A 21,456-nucleotide genomic window follows, 5' to 3' on the forward strand; every position below is an offset into this window, starting at 1 on the left:
CGCCGGACTCCTGTCGCCAGACCCCCGTCCCGGCCCCGCCGACGAGGCCGGGACGGGGGAGATCCGGAGTCAGTACCTCAGCCGCGACAGATACGTGTAGCTGTTCAGCGCGGTCGCGAACGGATCGGCGGGGGAGTCGTGTTCGACGAGCCACTGCCGGACGCCGCCGCTCTTCGCCGTGTCGAACATCGCGGCGAAGTCGAGGACGCCCGAACCCACATCGGCGAAGTCACCGTCCGGGGCCATGTCCTTCACATGGAGCGCGGGGAAGCGGTGCCGGTGGCGCACGAACAGCGATCGTGGATCGGCCCCGCCCTTCGCCGCCCAGTACACGTCCAGCTCGAAGCCGACCAGTTCGGGGTCGGTCTCCGTGAGCAGGATGTCGTACAGGTTCTCCCCCTCCACGACCGCGTGATCGCTGCCGTGGTTGTGGAAGAGCAGTGGCCCGAGCCCGGCCTCCCGGGCGGCCAGGCCCGCCTTGTTGAACTGCCGCGCCGCCTCCCGGAACCCGGCCGGACTGTGCATCTCACCGGGCAGGCTCGGGACGACGATCCACCGTGCGCCCAGCGTGTGGATGTCCTCCAGCGCCTGCGGCAGCCCGCTCCCGGTCACCGTGGAGTGGCCGACGTGCTCCAGGACCGCCTTGAGCCGTGTCTCGTCGAGCATCTGCCGGATGGCGGCGGCCGAGTGCCCGTGCCGGCCGCTCACCCCGACCGTCGCGTATCCGGTCTCGGCGAGCCGGGCGAGGGTGCCCTTGAAGTCCTGGGCCAGCGGGGTCCGCATGGTGTACAGGTGCATACCGAGCCCCGACGGCGGGATACGCCGGCGTCGGCAGCCGTGCCGGCCGGCGGCCGCGGACGCGTCCGCGGCGTGGGCGGTCGTGCCGAGCCCGGCCGTCAGTCCCGCCGTGGTCGCGGCGAGCCCGAGCGCTGTGCCGAGGAACGCGCGTCTCGAACCGTGCATGGTCTGTCCCCTCTCAGCTCACTGTGATGCGGACGGCGCCGGTCGTCGTGTCGCCCTTGTCGTCCGTGACGGTCAGATGCGCCGTGTACGAGCCCGGCCTGGCGTAGGTGTGCGTCGCCGTCGGTCCCTCCGGGGCGGTGGGCTTGGCGTTGTCGCCGAAGTCCCAGTGGTACGAGGCGATCGTGCGCCCGGACGCCGGCTTCACCTTCGAGGCGAGCTGGACGGCGAGCGGTGCCGTCCCCGTCGCCGGAGCCGCCGAGACGGACACCTGGGTGCCCTTGCCCTTCTCCACGCCGGGGCCGTTGAAGTGCAGCCAGTCCACGGCGTAGAGATCCGGCTTCTCGGCGGACCACTCGGGGTTCGTGAAGACGGCGTACAGCCTCACCGTGCGGCCCGGGTCCAGCAGCGGTGTGGTGGGCGAGACGACATTGCCCCAGTCGCCCGTGCTGGGGACGGTCACCTTGCCCAGCAGAGGGCCGGTGGGTGAGTCGGCGCGGAACTCGACCGTGCCGCCCAGCCCGGCCGACGCCGCGCCGACCGTCACCGAGTCGACGCCCTTGAGGTTCACCGGGTCGAAGCTGATCCAGTCACCGGACTCGATCTCCGTCAGCCGCTTGCCGCCCGACGCGTCGGTACGGCTCGCCACCACGGCGCCGCCCTGCGCGCCTCCCGTCGCCGTGAAGTGCTCGGCCTCGCGGAAGGACGTACGCAGGGTGAGCGAGGAGGAACCGGTCAGCGCTGGCACCCCGCCCGGGCCGCCCTTGTCCTCGTACTGTGCGCTGATTCCGTAGTACAGGTTCTGGCCCGGCCCGTGGCTGTCCCCGGCGTCGGTCACGATCTCGCCGGCGCAGCCCGTGTAGTTGTCGAGCGGATGCAGATGCGAGTCATGGCCGAGCTGCGACTGGACCACGACGCGCGAGCAGTCGATCCTGCCGTTGCGCCCGTCCTCCCGGTCCTTCACCTTCACGGTGAACGGGATGGTGTCGCCGAAGCTGAACATGCCGCCGCCCGGCGGCTGCTGGATGGTCACTTCGGGGCGGGTGTTGCCCACGGTGATGTCCTGGACGGCGAGCGCGGTCAGCTCCTGGGGCCCGGTCACCGTCAGCCGGGCCGTGAACCTGCCCTTCGTACGGTACGTGTGGGTCGGGTTCGCCTCGGACGAGTCCGTCGTCCCGTTGCCGTCGAAGTCCCAGGCGTAGCTGACCGGTTTGCCGTCCGGCAGCCCGGATCCCGCACTGGAGAACTTCACGGTGAGAGGCGCCTGGCCGCTGTCGGGTACCGCGGCCGACTTGGCGTCGGGCAGCCGGCCGTCGGCGACGTAGTCGATGCGGTAGATGCCGGAACCCTCGTTGCTCCCGCCGCGTCCCGTGCCGCTGCCGAGCCCGAAGTCGATGACGTAGAGAGCCCCGTCAGGACCGAAGTCCGCGTCGAAGGGCTGATTCCACTTCATGTCCCCGAAGATCGCGTTGATCGAGTGCAGATCACCCGCCTTGGCGGGCGCGAAGCGGGGATCGGTGAACGTCTGGTCCTGCTGCTGGAGGGAGAAGGACTTGAACCAGGTGCGGGTCAGCTCGTAGGTCAGCCACTTGCCCTCGAAGGACTCGGGGAACTTGGTGCGGTAGGTGTTCGCCGGGTCGTAGTCGTAGACCGGACCGCTCATCGGGCCGCCGCCTCCGGTGCCCAGTTCCGGGAACTCGGCGGAGGCGGAGTAGGCGTACCAGACCGTGGCGGGCTGGGCGGGCGGAAGTTCGCGCAGCCCGGTGTTGTTGGGGGAGTCGTTGACCAGGTTCGCGCAGTCGAACTTCGCACCGGAGGTCCTGGTCGCGAAGTCGTAGTCGTTGAAGGGGGTGTTGTTGCCGACGCAGTACGGCCAGCCAAAGTTCCCGGCCTTGGTGACACGGGTGTACTCGACGGTGCCCTCGGGTCCGCGGTCCGGCTTGGCCTGCCGGGCGTCGGGTCCGTAGTCCGCGACCAGCAGCGCACCGCTGAGCGGATCGGTCGTGATCCGGAACGGATTGCGCATGCCCATCGCGTAGACCTCGGGCCGGGTCTTCTCCGTGCCGGGTGCGAAGAGATTCCCCTCGGGCACGGTGTACGTGCCGTCGTCCTGCGGGGTGATGCGGAGGATCTTGCCGCGCAGATCGTTGGTGTTGCCCGCGGTGCCCTGGGCGTCCCAGGCCCGGCGGCCCTCCTGCTCGTCGATCGGCGCGAAGCCGTCGGAGGCGAACGGATCGGTGTTGTCCCCGGTCGCGACGTACAGATTGCCGTTTCTGTCGAAGGCGAGAGAGCCTGCCATGTGCGAGTTCGCCCGGCCCTCGCCGCGCAGCGTCGGAACGGTCAGCAGCCGCTTCTCGGAGGCCGGGTCGACCGTGTTGCCGGTGACCGTGAACCGCGACAGATTGAGCTGCTTCTCGGTCTTGTCCGAATGCAGCAGGTACAGCCAGTTGTTGGAGGCGAATCCGGGATCGAGGGCGAGCCCGAGAAGGCCGTCGGACTGGCTGGTCATGTCCGGGGTGTAGGCGAGGTCCAGCGCGGTCGTGACCTTCAGCGTCGACTGGTCGATCACCTTCAGCTTGCCGGTGCGCTGGGCGAAGAAGACCCGGCGGTCGGGCGCGACGGCCAGCTCGAACGGGTCGGCCAGATCGCTGGTGGCGAGCGGGGTCCGCTGGAAGGCGCCGGTGCGGCCGGCGGAGCAGTCACCCGGCTTGGCACCGGAGGCCCACTCGATGCCCCCGAGCAGATGCTTGAGGAAACCCTCTTCCTGGAAAGCGGACTTGGCGTGGCCGCCGGCGGTGAACCAGGAGCGGCCGCCGTCGTAGTTCTGGCACCACGACCAGGGGTGGTCGACGCCCTCGTCGAGACCGGTGATGCCGTCCCGCACCTTGATCTGGGCGAGCGTGTGGACCTTGCCGGTCGGGTTGGTGCGCCAGTTGTACCACTCCTCCGTACGCTCCCAGAGCTCCGGAAGTCCCCGGGTGGAGGGGTGGGTCCGGTCGAGCACCTTGACGCGGCCGGTCTGTACGGCCGGGTGCTGGTCGAAGATCGCGCCGACCAGGCCCTCGTACCACGGCCAGTCCCGCTCGCTCGCCGACGCGGAGTGCAGGCCGACCCAGCCGCCGCCCGCGCGGACGTACTTCTGCAGGGCCGCCCGCTGCTCCGCGTCGAGCAGGTCGCCCTTCTCCGGCGTGGAATTGGTGTTGTTGAAGACGATCGCCTGGAACCGGGCGAGATTGGCGTCGGTGAAGGCCGCGGCATCATCGGTGGCTTCGACCTCGAAGCCGTTCTCGCTGCCGAGCTTCTTGATGGCGTCGATCCCCGCCGGGATCGAGTCGTGCGCGAAATTCGTGACCTTGGAGAAGACCAGAACGCGGTACGGGACCGCCGCCTCGGCCCGAGGGGTGGCGGCGATCCCGAGTCCCAGGATCAGCGCCAGCAGAGCCGTGATGACGGTGACGGGGGACGGTGTTCTTCGACTGCTCATGGCGCTCCCGGTGCTGGTGAGACGGCTGCGGGTGTCGTCGTGCCTAGAAAGCGCTTTCTGGAGTGCGTCGCTCAGCGTAGGTTCCGGCATCACGAGGGGTCAATGGGTCGGAAGAGGGCTGTGCGGCGCGGCTGCGGGCGAAAGGCCGATCCGGCGCCCGGTGTTGTCGTGGGGCGCTCGGCGGGTTCGCGACCCGGTTCACGCGCCCTTCAGCGGACGTCCCCGTCGGTCGATGTCATGAAGTGACGTGATGAGGGAACCCCGGCCATTCCTTCATCCGTCTATCGATCGGGGTCGATCGCACAGGGTCGATTCCGTGTGACGACATTCACGCCCAGCCCGGCCCAAGGTGACGGATAGTAATGAGTGCCCTACATCATCGGCACGTACTGTTACGTGTGCCCAGACAGTCGACGAAGGAGACTCATGCGACCGTTCGTACTGAACTACGTACTTCCGGCCGAGAGTCCAGTGGTCACCGTGCCTTACACCTACGACTCCGCCCTTCAACTGAACGTGCTGCCGGACGGGCGGCCCGCCATCGCCGATCGCGAGCTGATCCTGGCCGTCGGTACGACGACGTCCACCGCCGGCTCCAAGACTCATTTCGACGACTGACCGTCCGGCGCATCGATGACTGTCCTGATACTGACGAGCCGTCAAGACGTGACGGCGGACATGGTGATCGCCAAGCTGCACGACAGGGGCGTCCCTCTGGTGCGTCTCGACCCGGCCGACCTTCCCGGCGAGGCGGCCCTGTCCGCCGAGTACGTACAGGGTGACTTCTACGGTCATCTGTCCACGGACGGGCGGCTGGTGAGCATGGGCGCCCTGCGATCGATATGGGTGCGAAGGCCGGGGGAGCCGGCGGCACACGCCCCCGAGCCCTCGAAGTGGCTGACGGCCGAGACCGAGCAGGCCTTGTACGGGATGCTCTACTCGGCCACGGTGCGCTGGATGAACCATCCGTGTGTGGCCGCGCAGGCCCGGTGCAAGCCCTGGCAGTTGAGCCTCGCGCACCGCAGTGGGTTCGCCGTCCCGCCCACGGTCATCACCACGTTCCCGCGTGTGGCGCGCCAGTTCGCGGCGCAGTACCGCGACATCGTGGTGAAGTCCGCCTCGGGCCCGCCGCCCGGTGATCCGCCGGTCGCCCTGCCGACCACCCGAGTCGCCCCCGGCACAGACTTCTCGGGTGTGGCCGCCGGCCCCACACTGCTCCAGCAGTACATCCCCAAGCGGGCCGACGTCCGGCTGACGGCCGTCGGCACACGGCTGTTCGCCGCGCGGAAGGTCTCCGCGTCCGGGCAGGTGGACGGGCGCTACGGCGACACCGGCCACGCCTGGAAGCCGTTGGACGTACCGGACCGCATCGCCCGGGCCGTGCGGGACTACATGAGCCTCGCCGGACTGGCCTACGCGGCCTTCGACTTCGCCGAGGACGAGGAGGACGTGTGGTGGTTCCTGGAGTGCAACCAGGGCGGCCAGTTCGGCTTCATCGAACTGGAGACCGGTCAGCCGATAGCGGAGGCCGTCGCGGCGTGGCTGTCCCCGCCCGCCCGGGAGCCGTCGTGAGGGCCCAGGGCCGCCGCGTCAGCGTCGGCCCTCGTCCGCCCGGAACCGGCTGATCCGCTTCCGCGGTCCTGCCGGGGTCGGGCCGTGAGCCGTCGCGTGCTCCTCGAACCGCCCGCAGCGCCGCAGCGCCGCGGCTCACGCCGGGTGCCGGGTGCCATTCGGGTGCGTCACCTGGTGCGCCGGATCCGTCAGCGCGTCGTTCACGGCGGCCGTCGACGTCGCCGCGAGATACGGCTCGACGATCACGACGTCGGCCGCCCCGGCCCCCGCCCCGTGCACGGCCGCCCGCCTGACCGTGGCCGACGGGCCGCAGTCCGGTCCGCGCCGGCCCGCTGCCGACATCGATGATCAGCTGTTCGCGAATGCCGACCGTTGATCACCTGGTCGGGGTGCGCCTGACCGGCGGGCCGACTGCCGTCCGATCCATGATCGATATCCCTTTCGCCTGGTAGGGCGCGCCGGACCGGCGTAGGCGAGGGCCTCGTGGTTGCCGCCCTCCTTCGGCTCGGCGTCGCCGATCAGCACCCACACCCGGGGCCTGGTCGGCCCTTGTGCCCGCAGCCCCCAGGTCCTGGTGGTCGTACGCGCGGTCACGGATCGCGATGAGCTCTGAGGTGTCCATGACGCTCCGACCTCGACTTAAACCTCGCTTGAGGTCGACGGGCAATCGGTTCGTGACCACCCGAGGAAGTGCGGTATGGTTCTCATGCGCGTTCGGCCGGGGGAAACCCCAGGTCAGGCGGGCACCGGGACGTGGCGCAGCTTGGTAGCGCACTTGACTGGGGGTCAAGGGGTCGCAGGTTCAAATCCTGTCGTCCCGACGGTGCAGAAGGGTCCAGGACCCGATCGAGAGCCCCGTCTCACACACATGTGAGGCGGGGCTCTCGACCGTTCCATGGCCGTCGTGTCCTGCTCGGTCAACGATTGGCGTACAGCGTCTCCAGATCCCCCGAGAGCGCGGCGCGTATCTGGCGGGTGGTGTCGTCCACCAGCACTTCGGATTCGTTGTTGAGCAGCGCCGCCATCGTCTTCTCGGCCACGTCGGTCGCAAGGATCTTCGGGGAGTCGATGTCCGCCGCCAGGTCGGTGTCGACGTAGCCGGCGTACACGCCGACCACCAGCGTGCCCTGCTCCCGCAGCGCCAGCCGGAAGGCGTTCGTCAGCGACCACTGAGCGGACTTGGACGCCGCATAGCTCGGAAGCCGCCTGTTGGCCACCCACGACGCCACGGACAGCATGTTGACCAGCGCTCCACCGCCATGGGCGGCCAGTACGGGCGCGAACGCGCGCGAGACGGCCCAGGTTCCGAAGTAGTTGACCTCCATCTCGCGCCTGGCACCGTCGAACGACCCTTCGAGGAGGGACGGGCCGCCGGCGATCCCGGCGTTGTTGACGACGATGCCGACGTCGTCGGCCGCACGTGCGACCGCAGCGACCTGCTCCTCGTCGGTGACGTCCAGCCGCAGCGGGACGAGCCCGGGATCCCGGACGGTCTCCGGCTCCCGGGCACCGGCGTAGACCTTGGCGGCGCCGTGCGCGAGCAGTGCCTGGGCGAAGGCTTTCCCGATGCCCCGGTTGGCTCCCGTGACAAGGGCCACCGAACCCTGGATCTCCATGGTCACCCTCCCTGCGAGCGGATGTGGAGGACTCCTCTCTATGACGCTAGGCCCCGGACGGCGGCTCCTCCACCCGTCACCTGGCTGCACCCGCGTCGTCATCGTCCGTCACGGCTTGTGGTGGACGCGGCCGACGTGGTGGTCGTGGTCACCGATGCCGACGAAAAAGCTGTTGTCGGTGAACACTTCGCGCGTCTCCTCCGTATGTAGCTCCGTGCCGCCTCCCTCACCCGGGGCACGAGCACGGCCGGCCGGAAACAACGCAGAGGAGTTCCCTTGAGATCTACTACGCGGAGACGCTCGAAAAGCGGCAGAAGAGTGGTCGGTGCCTCGATCGCGCTGATGCTGGCCGGGGGAGGACTCATCGCGGTCAACTCCTACGCCTCCGCCGGCGAAGGGTGGGGTTGGGCCGGCGAGCAGAACGAGCAGCAGAACCAGACCCGGAACGCCGGTTCTTCCGCGTCCACCATCAAGTGCCCCGAGGTGGCGAACGGGCTCTCCGAGGTCCCGGAGGGCGCCAGGCCGGAAGTCGATCGCGAACTCGCCACGATGGACAGCCAGATCACCGAGGCGTACGAGCGGTTCGTCGATCAGAGGGAACAGATCGAGCGCGACCCGCAGTTCGCCCAGAACGCGGTACTCGCGCCGCTGCAGAGCAAGCGCGAAGCGAGTATCGAGCGCATCGTCATAGCCATCGGCCGGGTGGCCGGCGAGGGACCGCAGGGGCTGGAGTCCATGGCCCCGTGTGCCCTGCAGGTGGACGACGCGGAGGACGCGGGAGGCGCCGACTCCGGTGAGAACGGCGGCCAGGGCCAGGACCAGGGTGCGGGACAGGACGGCAACGGGCAGGACGGCGGCAACGGCGACGGGGACCAGGGCGACGGCGGTCAGGGCGACGGCGGTCAGGGCGGTGCCGGCCAGGCGGGCAACGGTCCCGAGGCGTCCGACTTCGTCTCCATCGAGTCCGTCCAGCCGAACGCCCAGAGCCCGCGCAAGCTCCGGAACGCCTCTCGTGGCACCTTCGCCACCGACTGCGGCGTGAACGCGAACGGCAAGTTCAACCCGGACAACGTGATCGTCGCCCCCGGTGTGAGCAACGGCGCGCACCATATGCACGACTACGTCGGCAACCAGGCCAACGACGCCTTCGCCAGTGACGACGACCTCGCGAACGGCGCGACCACGTGCCGCGACCAGGGTGACAAGTCGACGTACTACTGGCCCGTGCTGCGCGTGCAGAACGGTCAGAACGAGGGTGACGCCGACGCGGACGGCGGCGGCAAGGACAAGAACGTCGGTGAGATCCAGACCCCGGCCCAGGTCACGCTGAACTTCGTCGGCAGTCCGGTCTCGAAGGTCACCGCGATGCCGCGATTCCTGCGGATCATCACCGGTGACGCCAAGGCCTTCGTCAACGGCAACGCGAACGCCAACGCCTCGTGGAGCTGCACCGGCTTCGAGGACCGCCAGTTGAAGGACAAGTACCCCGTCTGCCCCCAGGGCAGCAAGGTGGTGCGGTCCTTCAAGTTCCAGAGCTGCTGGGACGGTCAGAACACCGACAGCGCCAACCACCGTACGCACGTTGCCTTCGCCGACGAGGGCGGCCGCTGCCCGGACGGCTTCAAGGCCATCCCGCAGCTGGTGCAGCGGATCGTGTACGACGTGCCACCGCCGGTCCTCGAAGGGGCGAATCCCGTGGTGTTCGCGGTCGACTCCTTCCCCGAGCAGCTGCACAAGCCGGTGACCGACCACGGCGACTTCATCAATGTCTTCGACGACGAGCTGATGCGGACGATGGTGGACTGCATCAACGGCGGACGCGAGTGCGGCCCCGGCGGCGCCGGCGAGCCCAGTGCCCCTCCGGCGGACGACCCTGCTCCTCCCGCCGACGAGCCGGACGCTCCTCCGGCCGACGACCCTGCCCCTCCGGCTGACGAGCCCGACGCTCCTCCGGCCCAGGACCCCGCTGCTCCTCCGGCCGACGACCAGCAGGAGCCCGGAGGCCAGGAGCCCGAGGGTCAGGAGCCCGGAGCGCAGGAGCCCGAGGGCCAGCAGCCTGAGGCGCAGAAGCCCGACGCGCAGAAGCCCGACGCGCAGAAGCCCGAGGCTCAGAAGCCGGCGAATCAGAAGCCCGTGACCCAGGACTCCGAGGTTCTGTCCGGGTCGGCCGCCGGCACGTCCGGTGGGCAGTCCACTCCGGACGCCCGCCAGACCACCCCGGTGCCGGACTCCGGCACCGAGCCCCAGGCGAGCCGGGGCGGGCTCGCCGCCACCGGTGCGCAGCTGTGGCCCTCCGCGGCCGGAGCCGCGCTGCTGATCGCGGGCATCGTGCTCCTTCGGACACGTAACCGCAGTGAGCGTGCCGCCCGTCACCGGTGACATCGGCACCGCTCCGGTCCGGCCGGACCGTCCGCGTTCGGGGGGACGCGGACGGTCCGTCGTCGTCGGCCCGTCCTGCGTGCTCCCGTCGCCGGGTCAGCCCTCGTGCGCGGCGCTCTGCTCGTCCTGCAGGACGGCGCCGTCATGGCGCACGATCCTGATCTGCACACTTCCGTCGTGGAACTCGTGCCGCGACCGGCGGCAGCCGCATGCGTAGGTCACCTTGTCGACGAACAGCCCCGCGGCGTCGTTCTCCTGGTACCGCAGCCCGTCGACGATCCGTCCGCACGGAGCCCGTTCCTCGGTGAAGTCAATGGTGTTCCCGACCATTGCCCACCTCCTCGACGGCTGCGGCCGAGCCTTTACGACCCATCACTCACCGTGATCGTACCGCCCGGGGAGGGGCCTCGCAGGCCGGGCACGAGGCGGGAATCAGGCGGGAGCCGAGCGGGGGAACCTAGGACGCGGGCCCGTCCGGAGGGATCGCCGGGGGACGCAGCCCCGGCCAGGCGCCCAGCGCGGTGGCCAGCTGGGACCGTGAACGGACGTCCAGCTTCTGGTAGATGCGGGTCAGCCGGGCCTCGACCGTCTTCACGCTGAGGTAGAGCCTGGCCGCGGCCTCCTGGTTGCTGGCGCCCTGCCCGACGAGCAGAGCGAGATGCAGCTCTGCCTCGGTGAGGGACGACAGCGCGCCGCCCTGGGACGGCGCGGGCTCTGCGGTGCCCGTGGGGGTTTCCGTGGCCAGTGCCAGCCAGGGAGCCGCGCCCGAGCGTTCGAAGACCGTGGCCGCCGCCTGCAGTGCGCTCTGGGCGGCCGAGCGCCTGCGGCGGCGGCGCTCCACGCGCGCGAGCGCGATCAGCGCCCGGCCGCGCTCCAGAGGCAGGCCCGCCTCGTCGAAGCGCCGGGCGGTGTCCGACAGCAGCGTGGCCGCCTCGTCGGGCTTTCCGCTCGCCGCCAGATACAGCGCGTACACCCGGTCGCAGCCGAGCAGCACCGTGGTGCGTCCCAGGCGCTCGGCGACCGGACGGACGTCGGCGAGCAGTGCCGCGGCCTCCTCAGGGGAGTCGTTCGCGAGCAGCGCCTCGGCCAGCTCCTCGTGCCAGCGCAGCATGGACGGGTCGACGGCCGACTGGGCGCGTTCGCCGGCCTGGACCCGGCGCAGGGTCTCCAGGGCGTTCGCGACATCGCCGGTGACGAGCTGGACCCGGCCGAGCGCGTACAGACTGCGGGAGAGGAAGACGTGGTCGCCCTCCTCCTCGGAGGCCTGGGCGCTGCGACGCGCGTAGCTCGCCGCACGGGCGAAGCTCCCACCGGCGGTTTCGGCGAGGGCCAGCCCGTACCAGGCCGGGCCGGGGGAGAGGCCCGCCTCCAGCGTCAGGGCCAGTGACCGGCCGGCGTGCGACAGCGCCGCCGCGCAACTGCCCCTGCGGGCCTCGACCTCGGCGGAGGTGTTGAACAGCTCGATGGCGTCCTCGATCGTGCCACGCCGCTCGACCAGCGGCAGCAGCGCGTTGAGCTGGTCGCGGGCGTCACCGAGCCGATCGTCGAACAGCGCGTGACGGATCGTCAGTATCTGGGCGGCGTTACGGATTCCGAGCGGGCGCTCGACCAGTTCGAGCGCCCGTGCCTCGGCGAGCACCCGCTCGGCGTCCGGAGAGCCGAGGAAGCGTTCCATTCGTGCCTGGACGGTCAGCGCCCTGGCCGTCGTCCGCGCGTCGCCCACCGATCCGGCCAGCGCGGCCGATTCGACGGCGGCGTCCCGGGAGCGCACCGGATCGCCGTCGGCCAGCACGTACTTCACCGCGAGCCGCAGCTGTACGGCTGCCCGCAGCGCCGTGTCCCCCTCGGAGTCCTCCATGGCGTGTACGTAGATCTCGTCGAGGTCCGTCAGTCCCTGGCCCGCCGTGTCCAGCACCGCGAGCCGGGCGCGGACCCGGTCGGCGGGGGCCGTGTCCCGGGAGAGGAGATCGGTCGCGGCGCGCACGGCCAGATCGGCGCGGGCGGCACGGGCGGCCTCCTCGGCGGCGTCCACGAGGCGGGCGATCCGCTGGGCGCCGTGCCGTCCGGGCGTGGACTCGGCGGCGAGCAGGGCGAGTTCGGCTGCCAGCCGGCTGTTGCCGCGGCGGCGTGCGGCGTCCGCGGCGGCCGCCACCTCGGCGGCCAGCCGCTCGTCGGGGATGTCCGTGGCGAGCGCCCGGTGCCGTACCTCCTCGACCGGGTCGTCCACGACCCGCGCGAGTGCCGCGTGCCCCTCGCTGCGCTCGATCCAGCAGGCGTCGTGCACGAGCGTGGACGGCAGCACACCGGCGGTGAAGGCCACCGTCCCGTCCTCGGTGAGCGAGACCAGTCCGGCTCGCTCGGCCACGGCCAGGTCGGACTCGGCGGTGGGCCGCCCCGCGCGCCGGATCAGCGAAGCGGTCGGCCGCAGCGCGAGCGCCGCGAGCAGGAGGGTGCCGCGTACGGCGGGGGAGGAGACGCCGAGCAGCTGCCGCGCGAGGTCGCGGGCGCGGCCGGACAGGGACAGCGCCTCGGCGTGGTGCACCGGCGTCCGCGCGTCGGCGAGGGAGCGCCCGATGGCGAGCGCGAGCCGTGGGTTGCCGCCGCTGGCGCGGTGGATGCGGCCGGCCATCCGGGACGGGAGCCGGTGGTGGATGAGGAGTTCGGCGATCTCGTCGGCGTGCAGCGGCGCCACGGTCAGTACGTCGGCCTCGGACGGCACCCAGAGCGGTTCCGGGGCGTCGGCCGCTGTGCCGGGGTCGTACGCCTCCGGGGTCTCGACCGCGATGACGCGCAGCGCGGCCGGGGCCAGGTGCAGCGCGAAGCGCAGCAGATCGGCGCTGTCGGCGTCCATCCGCTGGACGCCGTCGACGACGAGCAGCACCGGGCTGCGGTCGGCGAGCGCCCGGAGGATCTGTGCGAGGGCGAGCCGCAGGGCGATGCGGTCCCAGCCCTCGTCGGGCACCGGCGCCTCGCGGCACAGCATGGCGACGGCGCTGCGTTGCGGGCCGGGCAGCCCTTCGAGGGCGTCATGGGCCCGGGCCGTCGCCGGTGTGCCGGACGCGGCGGACGCACGGGCCGGGGCGGCAGGACCGGACGTGGCGGCAGGACCGGACGTGCCGGAGGTACGAGGTGCGCCGGACGTGCCGGAGGCCGCGGACCGCCGCCGGGGCGCGGGCGCGGCCGGCTGTGCGCAGACCAGGGCGACGAGCGCGGCGGCCACCGCACCGGGAGTCGTACGGTCGCCCGGGAGGGTGGCGAGCCACAGCACCGTCTCACCGCGGGCTTCGGCGCGGGCCGCGATGGCGAGCGCGACCTCCGACTTGCCGACTCCCGCGGGGCCGGTGAGCAGCGCGCGCCCGCGGCCGTGCAGGACCCGGTCGAGGCGCTCGAGGAGTTCGGCCCGGCCGACCGGCGCCGGGGGGCCGCCCACGCCCGCGGGGCGTGGCGGGACGTACGACATGGACGTCACGTACCCACCACCACCTTCCGGCGTGCGCGGGCCCCCTGCCCGTTCGAGCAGAGGATACGAAGCAGATCGCCCCCGTCCAGGCCCAGTGTCCGGCATGCGGACAGGTCTGGACCGGGACGAGGGCGGGGCGCGCCCGCGGTATTCGCCCGCGAGCACGCCCCTGACCAGCGAAGATGCCGATCTCTCAGTCGTCTCAGAAAGTGAGACTCCAGGAGTTGATGTAGCCGGTGTCACCCGAAGCCACATCGCGGACCCGCAGCTGCCATGTTCCGTTGGCGACCTCGCTGGACGCGTCGACCGTGTACGTCGCGAGGACGTTGTCGGCGCTGTCCGAACCGGACGAGGACTTCAGGTTGCGCACGGTGCCGTCCGGGGCGACCAGGTCGACGACCAGGTCCCCGCGCCAGGTGTGCTTGATGTCCACGTCGACCTTGAGGGCGGCGGGGGCGTTGCCGGTGCGGCCGGTGACGGCGATCGAGGACGAGACCGTCGCGTTGTCGCCGATCGCGACGTCCGTGCCGTTGGTGAATGTCGTACCGCCGGGGGTGGTGCCGGTGACGGCGTTGACGGTCTTCGCGGCATCCGCGACACCGGTGCCGCAGCCTCCGCTGCAGGTGCCGGGCAGCGGACGGGCGTTGGCCTTGATCGCGGACTCGATGTCGGCCGGGGTGAGCGCGGGCTTGGCCGACTCCAGCAGGGCGGCGAGCCCGGCGATGTGCGGTGCGGCCATCGAAGTGCCCTGGTAGGGCTTGTAGTTCTCGGCCGCCTGGGTGGTGGCGCCCGCGTTCAGCGTGGAGAGGATGCCGTTCTGGGGCGTGGTGACGGTACCGGGCGTGTCGGTGGCACGGCGGGTCTCACCGCCGGGCGCGGCGACATCGACGATGCTGCCGTAGTTCGAGTAGAACGACCGGTTGCCCTCACGGCTGGTCGACGCCACGTTGATGATGTTGGCGCAGTTGGCCGGGGTGAAGCCCGAGGCGTTGGCGTTGCTGTTGCCGGCCGCGACGACCACGGTGGTGCCGCGCGAGACGGCGCCGTTGATGGCGTTCTGGTAGACGCTCGGGCAGGTGGAGCTGGCGCCGCCGAGGCTCAGGTTGATGACCTTCGACGGGGTCGGGTTCGCCGGGACGCCCGGGACGCTGCCGCCGGACGCCCAGGTGATCGCGTCGGCGATGTCCGAGGACGCGCCGCCGCACTTGCCGAGCACCCGCACCGGCTGGACCTTCGCGCCGTAGGCGATGCCCGCGACGCCCTTGCTGTTGCCGGTCGTCGCGGCGATGGTGCCCGCGACATGCGTACCGTGCCAGGAGGAGTCGCCCGCGGTGGAGCCGAGTCCGCACTCGCCGTCGGTGGCGTTCCAGTCGCCCTCGTCCTTGGCGTCCGCGTCACGGCCGTTTCCGTCACGCGCGTCGGCGGAGGCGGAGATGAAGTCGTAGCCGGAGACGACGTTGGCGGCCAGGTCCGAGTGGGCGGCGTAGCCGGTGTCGATGACGGCGACGGTGACCCCGCTGCCGGTGGTCTTGTCCCAGGCGGTCGGCACGTTCATGCCGCCGGTGGCCTCGAACAGGTCCCACTGCTTGGCGTACTCGGTGTCGTTCGGGGTGACCGCCATCGCGTAGGCGCGGATGTCGGGCTCCACGCTGGCGACGGAAGGATCGGCGCGGAAGGCGTCCATGACCTCGGTGAGGTCCTTCTTCGAGGCCTCGCCGCCCAGGTCCACCAGGGCGGCGCCGCCGGCGAGGCGGCGCTCGAACTTCAGGCTCTCGCCGGTCTCGGCGCCCTTGGTCCTGGCGTCCCCCGCGGCCGCCGTGTTCGAACCGGCCTCGGCCGACTTGGACTTGTAGGTGACGATGACCTTCTCGACCGGCGAGGAGGGCAGCGTCGTCAGGGAGCGCGAAGCCGGGGCGGGCTTCGGCGAGTCTTCCCCCGGGGCGGCGGCGAACGCCACGGTGGAGGTGGCGGCGACACCCACGATCGTGGCACTCGCGGCCACGATGGATATGAGTCTCCGTCCGGAACCGTTCAAGGTGTTCCCTTTCACATGACGGTGCGGAGCGCGGGCGGGCGGCGCATGGGTACCGCGGTTCGCTGTGGGGGTGCGATCCGTGGTCCCCCGGGCCGGGTCGCCCGCGCGCCGCCGCCGGCGCGACGGCCCCTGGTCAAGAGCCGCCACCGGACGAAACCCGGAACTTACATGCACCTGACAGCTACGAGTCAGAGGCCGGAATCCGCCGGTGCGGCAGACAGTAGGGAAAGGCGAGATGAACCCGATACGGGGAAAACCCTTGTCACCCCCCGCGCCGCCACCCGGGGCCGGGCGGCGGCATGGCGCGGGTCCGGCCCGCGGCGACACCGCGTGGCCTGTTTCCTCGCTCGGAGCGACGACACCGCGTGGCCTGTTTCCCTTGCTTGCAGGGAGGACACCGCGTGACCTGTTCCCTCGCGCGCAGCGAGGGACAATGGGCAGCGACGATACGGAGAGACAGCGCGGTCGAAGGCCGTCGCGCGAAATCCGGAGGTCATCGCTCCGATTCCGCCGGGCCGGACCGCCGCCAACGATTCCGGGAGGCAGGTATGGATGTCCTGGTGCTGATCGGCCGCATTCTCTTCGCGGTGGTCTTCCTCTCCTCCGCCGTGGGGCACCTCACCCATTCCAGGGAGATGGGCGCCTACGCCGCCTCCAAGGGCCTGCCCGCTCCGGTGGCCGCCACCGTGGCGAGCGGGGTGCTCCTTCTCGTCGCGGGGCTGAGCCTCGTCCTCGGCATCTGGGCGGACCTGGGCTGTCTGCTGATCGCGGTCTTCCTCTTCCCGACCGCCGTGCTGATGCACCCGTTCTGGAAGGAGACCGATCCCCAGACACGTCCGACGGAGCAGATCATGTTCCTGAAGGACACCGCGCTCGGCGGCGCCGCACTGATGCTGCTCGCGTTCTTCTCGTACGCGGGCCACGACCTCGGGCTGACCCTCACCGGCCCGCTGTTCCGCATCGGCTGACGCCGCTCATCCGTCCTGCTGCGCCTTCACCAGGACCTCGCCCGCGGCCGTACGGTGGTAGAGCACCGACCGCCCCGCCCGCCTGCGCCCGACCAGTCCCGCGTCGAGCAGCACCTTGAGATGGCGGCCCACCGACCCCAGCCCCTGCCCGGTCAGCGCCACCAGCTGCGTCGTGCTCATCGGCGTACCGAGAAGGACCAGCACACCCGCCCGCGCGGGCCCGAGGAGCCGGCCCAGCGACTCGGGCACCGCTGCCCCGAGCGGCCCGGCCAGCACGCCCGCGCACGGGTACACCACCGCGTAGCGGTGCGGCTGGTCCCAGGCGACCCAGCCGTGGCGCGGAGTGACGGGGACGAACAACAGCTGCGCCCCGGTGATCTCGCGAGGCGGGTTGTCGTACGGGTTGATCTGCAGCCGGCCCTCGCCGAGCCAGCCCATCCCGGGGCGCATGCCGTCCAGGACGGCGGCCCAGCCACCCTGGCTCAACTGCCCCGTCCGCGCGACGACATCGGCTTCGATGATCCGCCGGCGCCGGGGCCAGTACGGCAGCACGGCCTCCGCCCACACCCACTCCAGCAGAGCCGCCGCGCGCTCCGGGAGGCCACCGTCGCGCAGCGCGCGGGGAAGCGGGCCGCCCAGCGACACCTCGAGGTCCGCGCGGGCGGTGTCGGCCGGAGTGTCGCGTATCCGCACCAGCTCCTCCTCGAACGCGGGCCCGGCGCCCGGCGGCCCCTGCCCGGCGGGTGCCGGTGTGAGGAAGTCGGCGGTCCATCTGTGCCCCAAAGCCGCCCGCACGAGCAGCGCCGTGACCGGATCGGCGGCCAACCGCTCCTGATACGCGGCCAGATGGGCGTCGAGCCATGCGCGCTCGCCCGGATGCGCGGCCGTGCCCCGCTCCAGGGCCATCAGGCTCGCCGTGGCCTCGGCCAGGGGTGAGACGACGAAGCGGCTGCCCGCGAGCGTGTCCGCACCGACCTGCCACCAGCCCATCGTTTCGCCTCCCCGCGAAACAATAACGCCGTCCTGCGCGGGCGCCCGACACTCCCCGGCATGCGCACCTACAGAGAGCTGTTCCGCACCCCGGAGTTCACTCCGCTGTTCCTGAACACGACCACGCAGATCGCGGCCTCGACCGTGAGCGGGCTGGCCATGGGCACACTGGTCCACTCGGCGACCGGGTCGCCGCTGCTGTCCGCCCTGGCCATGTTCGGGCCCTCGCTCGCCCAGGTGCTCGGCGCCACCACGCTCCTCTCGGCGGCCGACCGGATGCCGCCGCGCGCCGCGCTGACGGCGATGGCGCTCGTCTTCGGCCTGGCCACCGCCGCCATGGCCGTTCCCGGGCTGCCGGTGTGGGCCCTCTTCGCCATCCTCTTCGGCCTGGGGACGATCGCGGCCGTCGGCGGCGGCGTCCGGGGCGGACTGCTCAACGAGATCCTCACGACCGACGGCTATCTCCTCGGCCGTTCCGTCCTCAACATGTCCGTCGGCACGATGCAGATCTGCGGATACGCGGTCGCCGGAGCACTGGTCACCGTGCTCTCGCCGCGCGGCACGCTGCTCACCGGCGCGGCTCTGTACGTAGCGGCCGCGGCCGTCGCCCGGTTCGGCCTCACCCGGCGGCCGCCACGTACGACCGAGCGGCCGTCGATCGGCAGGACCTGGCGGAACAACGCACTGCTCTGGTCGTCCGGGCCGCGCCGCTACGTCTATCTCGCCCTCTGGGTGCCCAACGGGCTGATCGTCGGCTGCGAAGCCCTCTTCGTCCCGTACGCGCCCGCGCACGCCGGGCTCCTCTTCGCCTCGGCGTCGATCGGCATGCTGTTCGGGGACACCGTGCTCGGACGCTTCGTCCCGGCACGGTGGCGGGAACGGCTCGGCGCTCCGCTGCGCCTGCTGCTCGCCGTCCCGTTCCTCCTCTTCGCCCTGCACCCGGCACTGCCGCTCGCCATGGCGGCCGTCGCCGTCGCCTGTGTCGGCTACGCGGCGAGCCTGCTGCTCCAGGAACGCCTGATGGCGCTGACGCCGCATGAGCTCAGCGGACACGCCCTCGGCCTGCACACCTCCGGCATGCTCACGATGCAGGGCGTCGCCGCCGTGCTGGCGGGCACCCTTGCGCAGTTCACCTCGCCCCCGACGGCGATGACGGTCATGGCCGCGGCATCGGTCGCGGTCACCCTGGCCCTCGCGCCGGGCCTGACCCCCCGGCCCCGGGACGCCGACGACACGGCTGCGCCGCCGCACCGGGTCCCGCGGCGGACGTGACGCGCCGCCGCCCACGCGCGGCCCGGGTCGGGTGCCGTACACGGGCCCTCCGGGCGCGGGACGCGGCGGGCCGACGGGATCCCGTCGGCGCGAGTGCGCGGCGGGCGGGCAGCCGCCCAGCGAGACCCGGGCCGACCGAAGCCGACCGGGGTCGCCGCAAGGGCCACCCGGCGGCTCTGTCCCTCAGCGCTCCCCTGCGCCGCCGAGGCGGGCGGCTCGTATCGTCAGATAGTGCCGCTCCGGCAGGCTCGTCGTACGGTTCGCGGCGGCACGGTAGTTCGCGGCCGCGCCCTCCCGCTCGCCGGCCGTCTCCAGCAGATGCGCCCGTACCACGTACAGCCGGTGGTGGTCCGTCAGGTGCCCGCTCGCCTCGATGGCGTCCACCATGCGCAGACCCACCTCCGGTCCGTGCACCATGGCCGCCGCAACGGCCCGGTTCAGCCGGACCACGGGGCTGTCGGAGAGCTGCTCCAGCACCCCGTACAGCGCGAGGATCTGCGGCCAGTCCGTCGCCCCGACCGTCCGTGCCTCGTCGTGCACGGCGGCGATCGCCGCCTGTACCTGGTAGGGGCCGAGCGGCCCCCGGGGCAGGGCCTCGGTGACCAGCGCGACGCCCTCGGCGATCGCCGCCACGTCCCACAGCCGGCGGTCCTGCTCGGCCAGCGGGATCAGCTCACCGCCGGGGCCCGTGCGGGCCGCGCTCCGGGCGTGGGTGAGCAGCATCAGCGCCAGCAGGCCCGTCACTTCGCTGTCGTCGGGCAGCAGCCGGTGCAGCGCCCGGCCCAGCCGGATCGCCTCCCGGGACAGCTCGACGCGCTGCAGAGTCTCGCCCGCGCTCGTCGCGTACCCCTCGCTGAAGACGAGGTAGAGGACATGCAGGACGGCGTCGAGCCGGCGCTGCCGGTCGGCCTCGTCCGGCATCCGGAACGGCACTCCCGACGACGTGATCCGCTGCTTCGCCCGGCTGATCCGCTGCGCCATCGTGGCGTCCGGCACCATGAAGGCCCGCGCGATCTCCGTCGTCGTCAGCCCGCCGACCGACCGCAGGGTGAGCGCGATCGCCGCCGAGGACGTCAGCGCGGGATGGCAGCACATGAACAGCAGGGTCAGGGTGTCGTCCTGATCCGCCCCGGCATCGCTGTCCGCCGCGGGCGCCGTCCAGTGGTCCGCGGGCTCCCGGCCGGCGGCGAGGTCCTCCCGGCGGCGCCTCGCCTGCTCGCTGCGCACGTGCTCGGTCATGCGCCGGCTCGCGACCTGGATCAGCCACCCCCGCGGACTGCGCGGTAGTCCCTCCTCCGGCCACTGCAGCGCGGCCGCCAGCAGCGCCTCCTGCACCGCGTCCTCGGCGGCGGCGAAGTCCCCGTACCGCCGTGTGAGCACGCCGAGGACCTGCGGCGCGAGTGAGCGCAGCAGGTCCTCGGGGGTCGGGTCACCTTCTCCGGTCAGCGCTCACACGTCCTCGGCCGGAGCGGACATCACCTGGCGCACCTCGATCGGCATGTTCAGCGGCCCGCCGCCGGGCCCGGGCGCGGTCGAGACGAACGCGGCCAGCTCCACGGCCCGTTCGGGGGTCTCGCAGTCCACGATCCAGTACCCGGCAAGGAACTCCTTGGTCTCGGGGAACGGTCCCTCGGTGACCACCGCAGCGCCGCCTCCGGCCCCGGCCCGGACGATCCTCGCGGCCTCCGGCATCGCGAGGCCCTGGCCGTCCACGAACTCCCCGCTGTCCACCATCTGCTTGTTCGCGTCGTGCATGAACGCGATGTGGGCCTGGATCTCGTCCGGAGTCCAGGTGTCGATCCGGGGGAAGTCGACGGTCGACTCGCTGAACTGCATCAGCAGCATGTACTTCATGGTCCGCTCCTTGTTCTGCGGGGCGCCCTCGTGACGCTCTCACGGGTAGGTAGAAGCACGTCCCGTGTTTTCGACATCGGCGCGGAGATTTCCCGCAAGATCTTTTACGGACGGTGCGATGACGCCCGTTTCCGTGTCCGGGACCCTCAGCCGTCCCGCAGCCGCGGCGCCCGCCCGGCCGCGGGCACCGCGACCCCGCCGCGCCGCAGTTCGCCGGTCAGTCCCTCCGACCAGCGGATCAGCCCGCCGATGTCGATCCCGTACGGTCGCGCGGCCTCGTACGGTGCGATGGACGCCGCCCCGCGGGTCAGCAGGGCCGCGCCGCCCGTCGCATTGCCGCGGGCGGCATGGGTGAGCCCCACCGCCAGCTGCGCCAGGCCCCGCCACAGCCCGCGTTCCTCGTCCGGCCCGGACTTCCAGGCGTCCTCCAGCACCTCATGGGCGTGGAACGGCATCCCCGCGTCCAGCAGCCGCTGGGCCTCGGCGAGGGTCTCCCGCGGTGGGCGGACCACGCCCTCCGGCTGCCGGGCGACGCCTCTCTCCCCGTACGGAAGAGGCCGTCCCAGCCCGTCACGCGGGCGCGCGCTGCGCGCCCGGCCCTCGGTATCGCGATCCCTCGGCGTCCTGTTCACGCCCCCGATTGTCACTCGTCGCGGGCGGACCGGCAGAACCGCAGGCCGGGCGCGCGCGACGAGGACCCACGTGGCCATACCGGGCGCGGATTGAGGTAATGTTCTCTTGCGCGCTCGGCAGGGGCCCAGCCCCGCGGACGCGCGCATCGGGACGTGGCGCAGCTTGGTAGCGCACTTGACTGGGGGTCAAGGGGTCGCAGGTTCAAATCCTGTCGTCCCGACTTTTCGAAGTCG

At 71.7% G+C, this 21,456-nt stretch carries 16 protein-coding genes, 2 tRNA genes and 1 pseudogene; 7 read left to right on the top strand and 12 right to left on the bottom strand.

The features are described 5' to 3' along the window. Window positions 1-69: 69 nt before the first annotated feature. Together OG766_RS31760 and OG766_RS31765 are read right to left on the bottom strand one after the other, a co-directional pair. Window positions 70-963 carry a sugar phosphate isomerase/epimerase family protein gene (locus OG766_RS31760; RefSeq protein ID WP_266385810.1) on the bottom strand — a complete coding sequence of 298 codons (894 nt, stop codon included), beginning with the start codon at window positions 961-963 and terminating at the stop codon, window positions 70-72. Between the two features lie 13 nt (window positions 964-976). Then, window positions 977-4,444, bottom strand: a complete 3,468-nt coding sequence (locus OG766_RS31765; protein ID WP_328726906.1) for a ThuA domain-containing protein — start codon at window positions 4,442-4,444, stop codon at window positions 977-979. Between the two features lie 426 nt (window positions 4,445-4,870). On the opposite strand from OG766_RS31765, the gene tgmA reads away from it, so the two are divergent. After that, window positions 4,871-5,062, top strand: a complete 192-nt coding sequence (gene tgmA, locus OG766_RS31770; protein WP_266385804.1) for a putative ATP-grasp-modified RiPP — start codon at window positions 4,871-4,873, stop codon at window positions 5,060-5,062. Between the two features lie 15 nt (window positions 5,063-5,077). After that, window positions 5,078-6,016 (top strand): ATP-grasp ribosomal peptide maturase, encoded by a 939-nt coding sequence (gene tgmB, locus OG766_RS31775; protein ID WP_328726907.1) that lies wholly within the window; start codon window positions 5,078-5,080, stop codon window positions 6,014-6,016. Window positions 6,017-6,151: 135 nt separating this feature from the next. Here the strand turns inward: tgmB and OG766_RS31780 are convergent, their stop codons facing one another. Both OG766_RS31780 and OG766_RS31785 read right to left on the bottom strand, forming a co-directional pair. Beyond that, window positions 6,152-6,358: a hypothetical protein gene (locus OG766_RS31780; protein ID WP_328726908.1), complete on the bottom strand. Its 207-nt coding sequence runs from the start codon at window positions 6,356-6,358 to the stop codon at window positions 6,152-6,154. 114 nt (window positions 6,359-6,472) lie between these two features. Next, window positions 6,473-6,580 (bottom strand): annotated as a pseudogene (locus OG766_RS31785) (transketolase); the annotation flags it as partial. Window positions 6,581-6,763: 183 nt separating this feature from the next. On the opposite strand from OG766_RS31785, the gene OG766_RS31790 reads away from it, so the two are divergent. Then, window positions 6,764-6,837: transfer RNA gene (locus OG766_RS31790), tRNA-Pro, on the top strand. A 96-nt stretch (window positions 6,838-6,933) separates the two neighbouring features. On the opposite strand, the gene OG766_RS31795 is transcribed toward OG766_RS31790, so the two are convergent. Next, window positions 6,934-7,632: an SDR family oxidoreductase gene (locus OG766_RS31795; RefSeq protein WP_328726909.1), complete on the bottom strand. Its 699-nt coding sequence runs from the start codon at window positions 7,630-7,632 to the stop codon at window positions 6,934-6,936. Window positions 7,633-7,974: 342 nt separating this feature from the next. Here OG766_RS31795 and OG766_RS31800 point away from each other — a divergent pair, with 342 nt between their 5' ends. Next, window positions 7,975-10,011: a DUF1996 domain-containing protein gene (locus tag OG766_RS31800; protein ID WP_443045628.1), complete on the top strand. Its 2,037-nt coding sequence runs from the start codon at window positions 7,975-7,977 to the stop codon at window positions 10,009-10,011. A 96-nt stretch (window positions 10,012-10,107) separates the two neighbouring features. Here OG766_RS31800 and OG766_RS31805 read toward each other — a convergent pair whose 3' ends face one another. The 3 genes from OG766_RS31805 to OG766_RS31815 all read right to left on the bottom strand — a co-directional run bounded on the left by OG766_RS31805 (window position 10,108) and on the right by OG766_RS31815 (window position 15,473). Next, a complete protein-coding gene (locus tag OG766_RS31805; protein ID WP_266385794.1) occupies window positions 10,108-10,341 on the bottom strand; it encodes a hypothetical protein in 234 nt (77 codons plus the stop codon). 127 nt (window positions 10,342-10,468) lie between these two features. Continuing rightward, entirely contained in the window at window positions 10,469-13,471 is a 3,003-nt protein-coding gene (locus OG766_RS31810) for a helix-turn-helix transcriptional regulator (protein WP_328727556.1), read from the bottom strand. 202 nt (window positions 13,472-13,673) lie between these two features. Continuing rightward, the gene (locus OG766_RS31815; protein ID WP_266385788.1) at window positions 13,674-15,473 is read right to left on the bottom strand and encodes a S8 family peptidase; all 1,800 of its coding nucleotides are present in this window, start codon (window positions 15,471-15,473) and stop codon (window positions 13,674-13,676) included. Between the two features lie 581 nt (window positions 15,474-16,054). Between OG766_RS31815 and OG766_RS31820 the strand changes: the two genes are divergently transcribed. Then, entirely contained in the window at window positions 16,055-16,474 is a 420-nt protein-coding gene (locus OG766_RS31820) for a DoxX family protein (protein WP_328726911.1), read from the top strand. A 6-nt stretch (window positions 16,475-16,480) separates the two neighbouring features. Here OG766_RS31820 and OG766_RS31825 read toward each other — a convergent pair whose 3' ends face one another. Further along, entirely contained in the window at window positions 16,481-17,464 is a 984-nt protein-coding gene (locus OG766_RS31825; RefSeq protein WP_328726912.1) for an ArsR/SmtB family transcription factor, read from the bottom strand. 60 nt (window positions 17,465-17,524) lie between these two features. On the opposite strand from OG766_RS31825, the gene OG766_RS31830 reads away from it, so the two are divergent. Then, window positions 17,525-18,736 carry an MFS transporter gene (locus tag OG766_RS31830; RefSeq protein ID WP_328726913.1) on the top strand — a complete coding sequence of 404 codons (1,212 nt, stop codon included), beginning with the start codon at window positions 17,525-17,527 and terminating at the stop codon, window positions 18,734-18,736. 183 nt (window positions 18,737-18,919) lie between these two features. On the opposite strand, the gene OG766_RS31835 is transcribed toward OG766_RS31830, so the two are convergent. From OG766_RS31835 to OG766_RS31845, 3 genes are all read right to left on the bottom strand, one after another. After that, window positions 18,920-20,182, bottom strand: coding sequence for an RNA polymerase sigma factor (locus OG766_RS31835; RefSeq protein WP_328727557.1), 1,263 nt, complete (start codon window positions 20,180-20,182; stop codon window positions 18,920-18,922). A gap of 3 nt (window positions 20,183-20,185) precedes the next feature. Next, window positions 20,186-20,590, bottom strand: a complete 405-nt coding sequence (locus OG766_RS31840) for a YciI family protein (RefSeq protein ID WP_266385779.1) — start codon at window positions 20,588-20,590, stop codon at window positions 20,186-20,188. 146 nt (window positions 20,591-20,736) lie between these two features. Beyond that, entirely contained in the window at window positions 20,737-21,222 is a 486-nt protein-coding gene (locus OG766_RS31845; protein WP_266385777.1) for a DUF309 domain-containing protein, read from the bottom strand. A 147-nt stretch (window positions 21,223-21,369) separates the two neighbouring features. Here OG766_RS31845 and OG766_RS31850 point away from each other — a divergent pair. Continuing rightward, window positions 21,370-21,443 (top strand) — tRNA-Pro (locus OG766_RS31850). Window positions 21,444-21,456: the final 13 nt, after the last annotated feature.

It is taken from the genome of Streptomyces sp. NBC_00259 (genome assembly GCF_036181745.1).
Taxonomy (GTDB): Bacteria; Actinomycetota; Actinomycetes; order Streptomycetales; family Streptomycetaceae; genus Streptomyces; species Streptomyces pratisoli.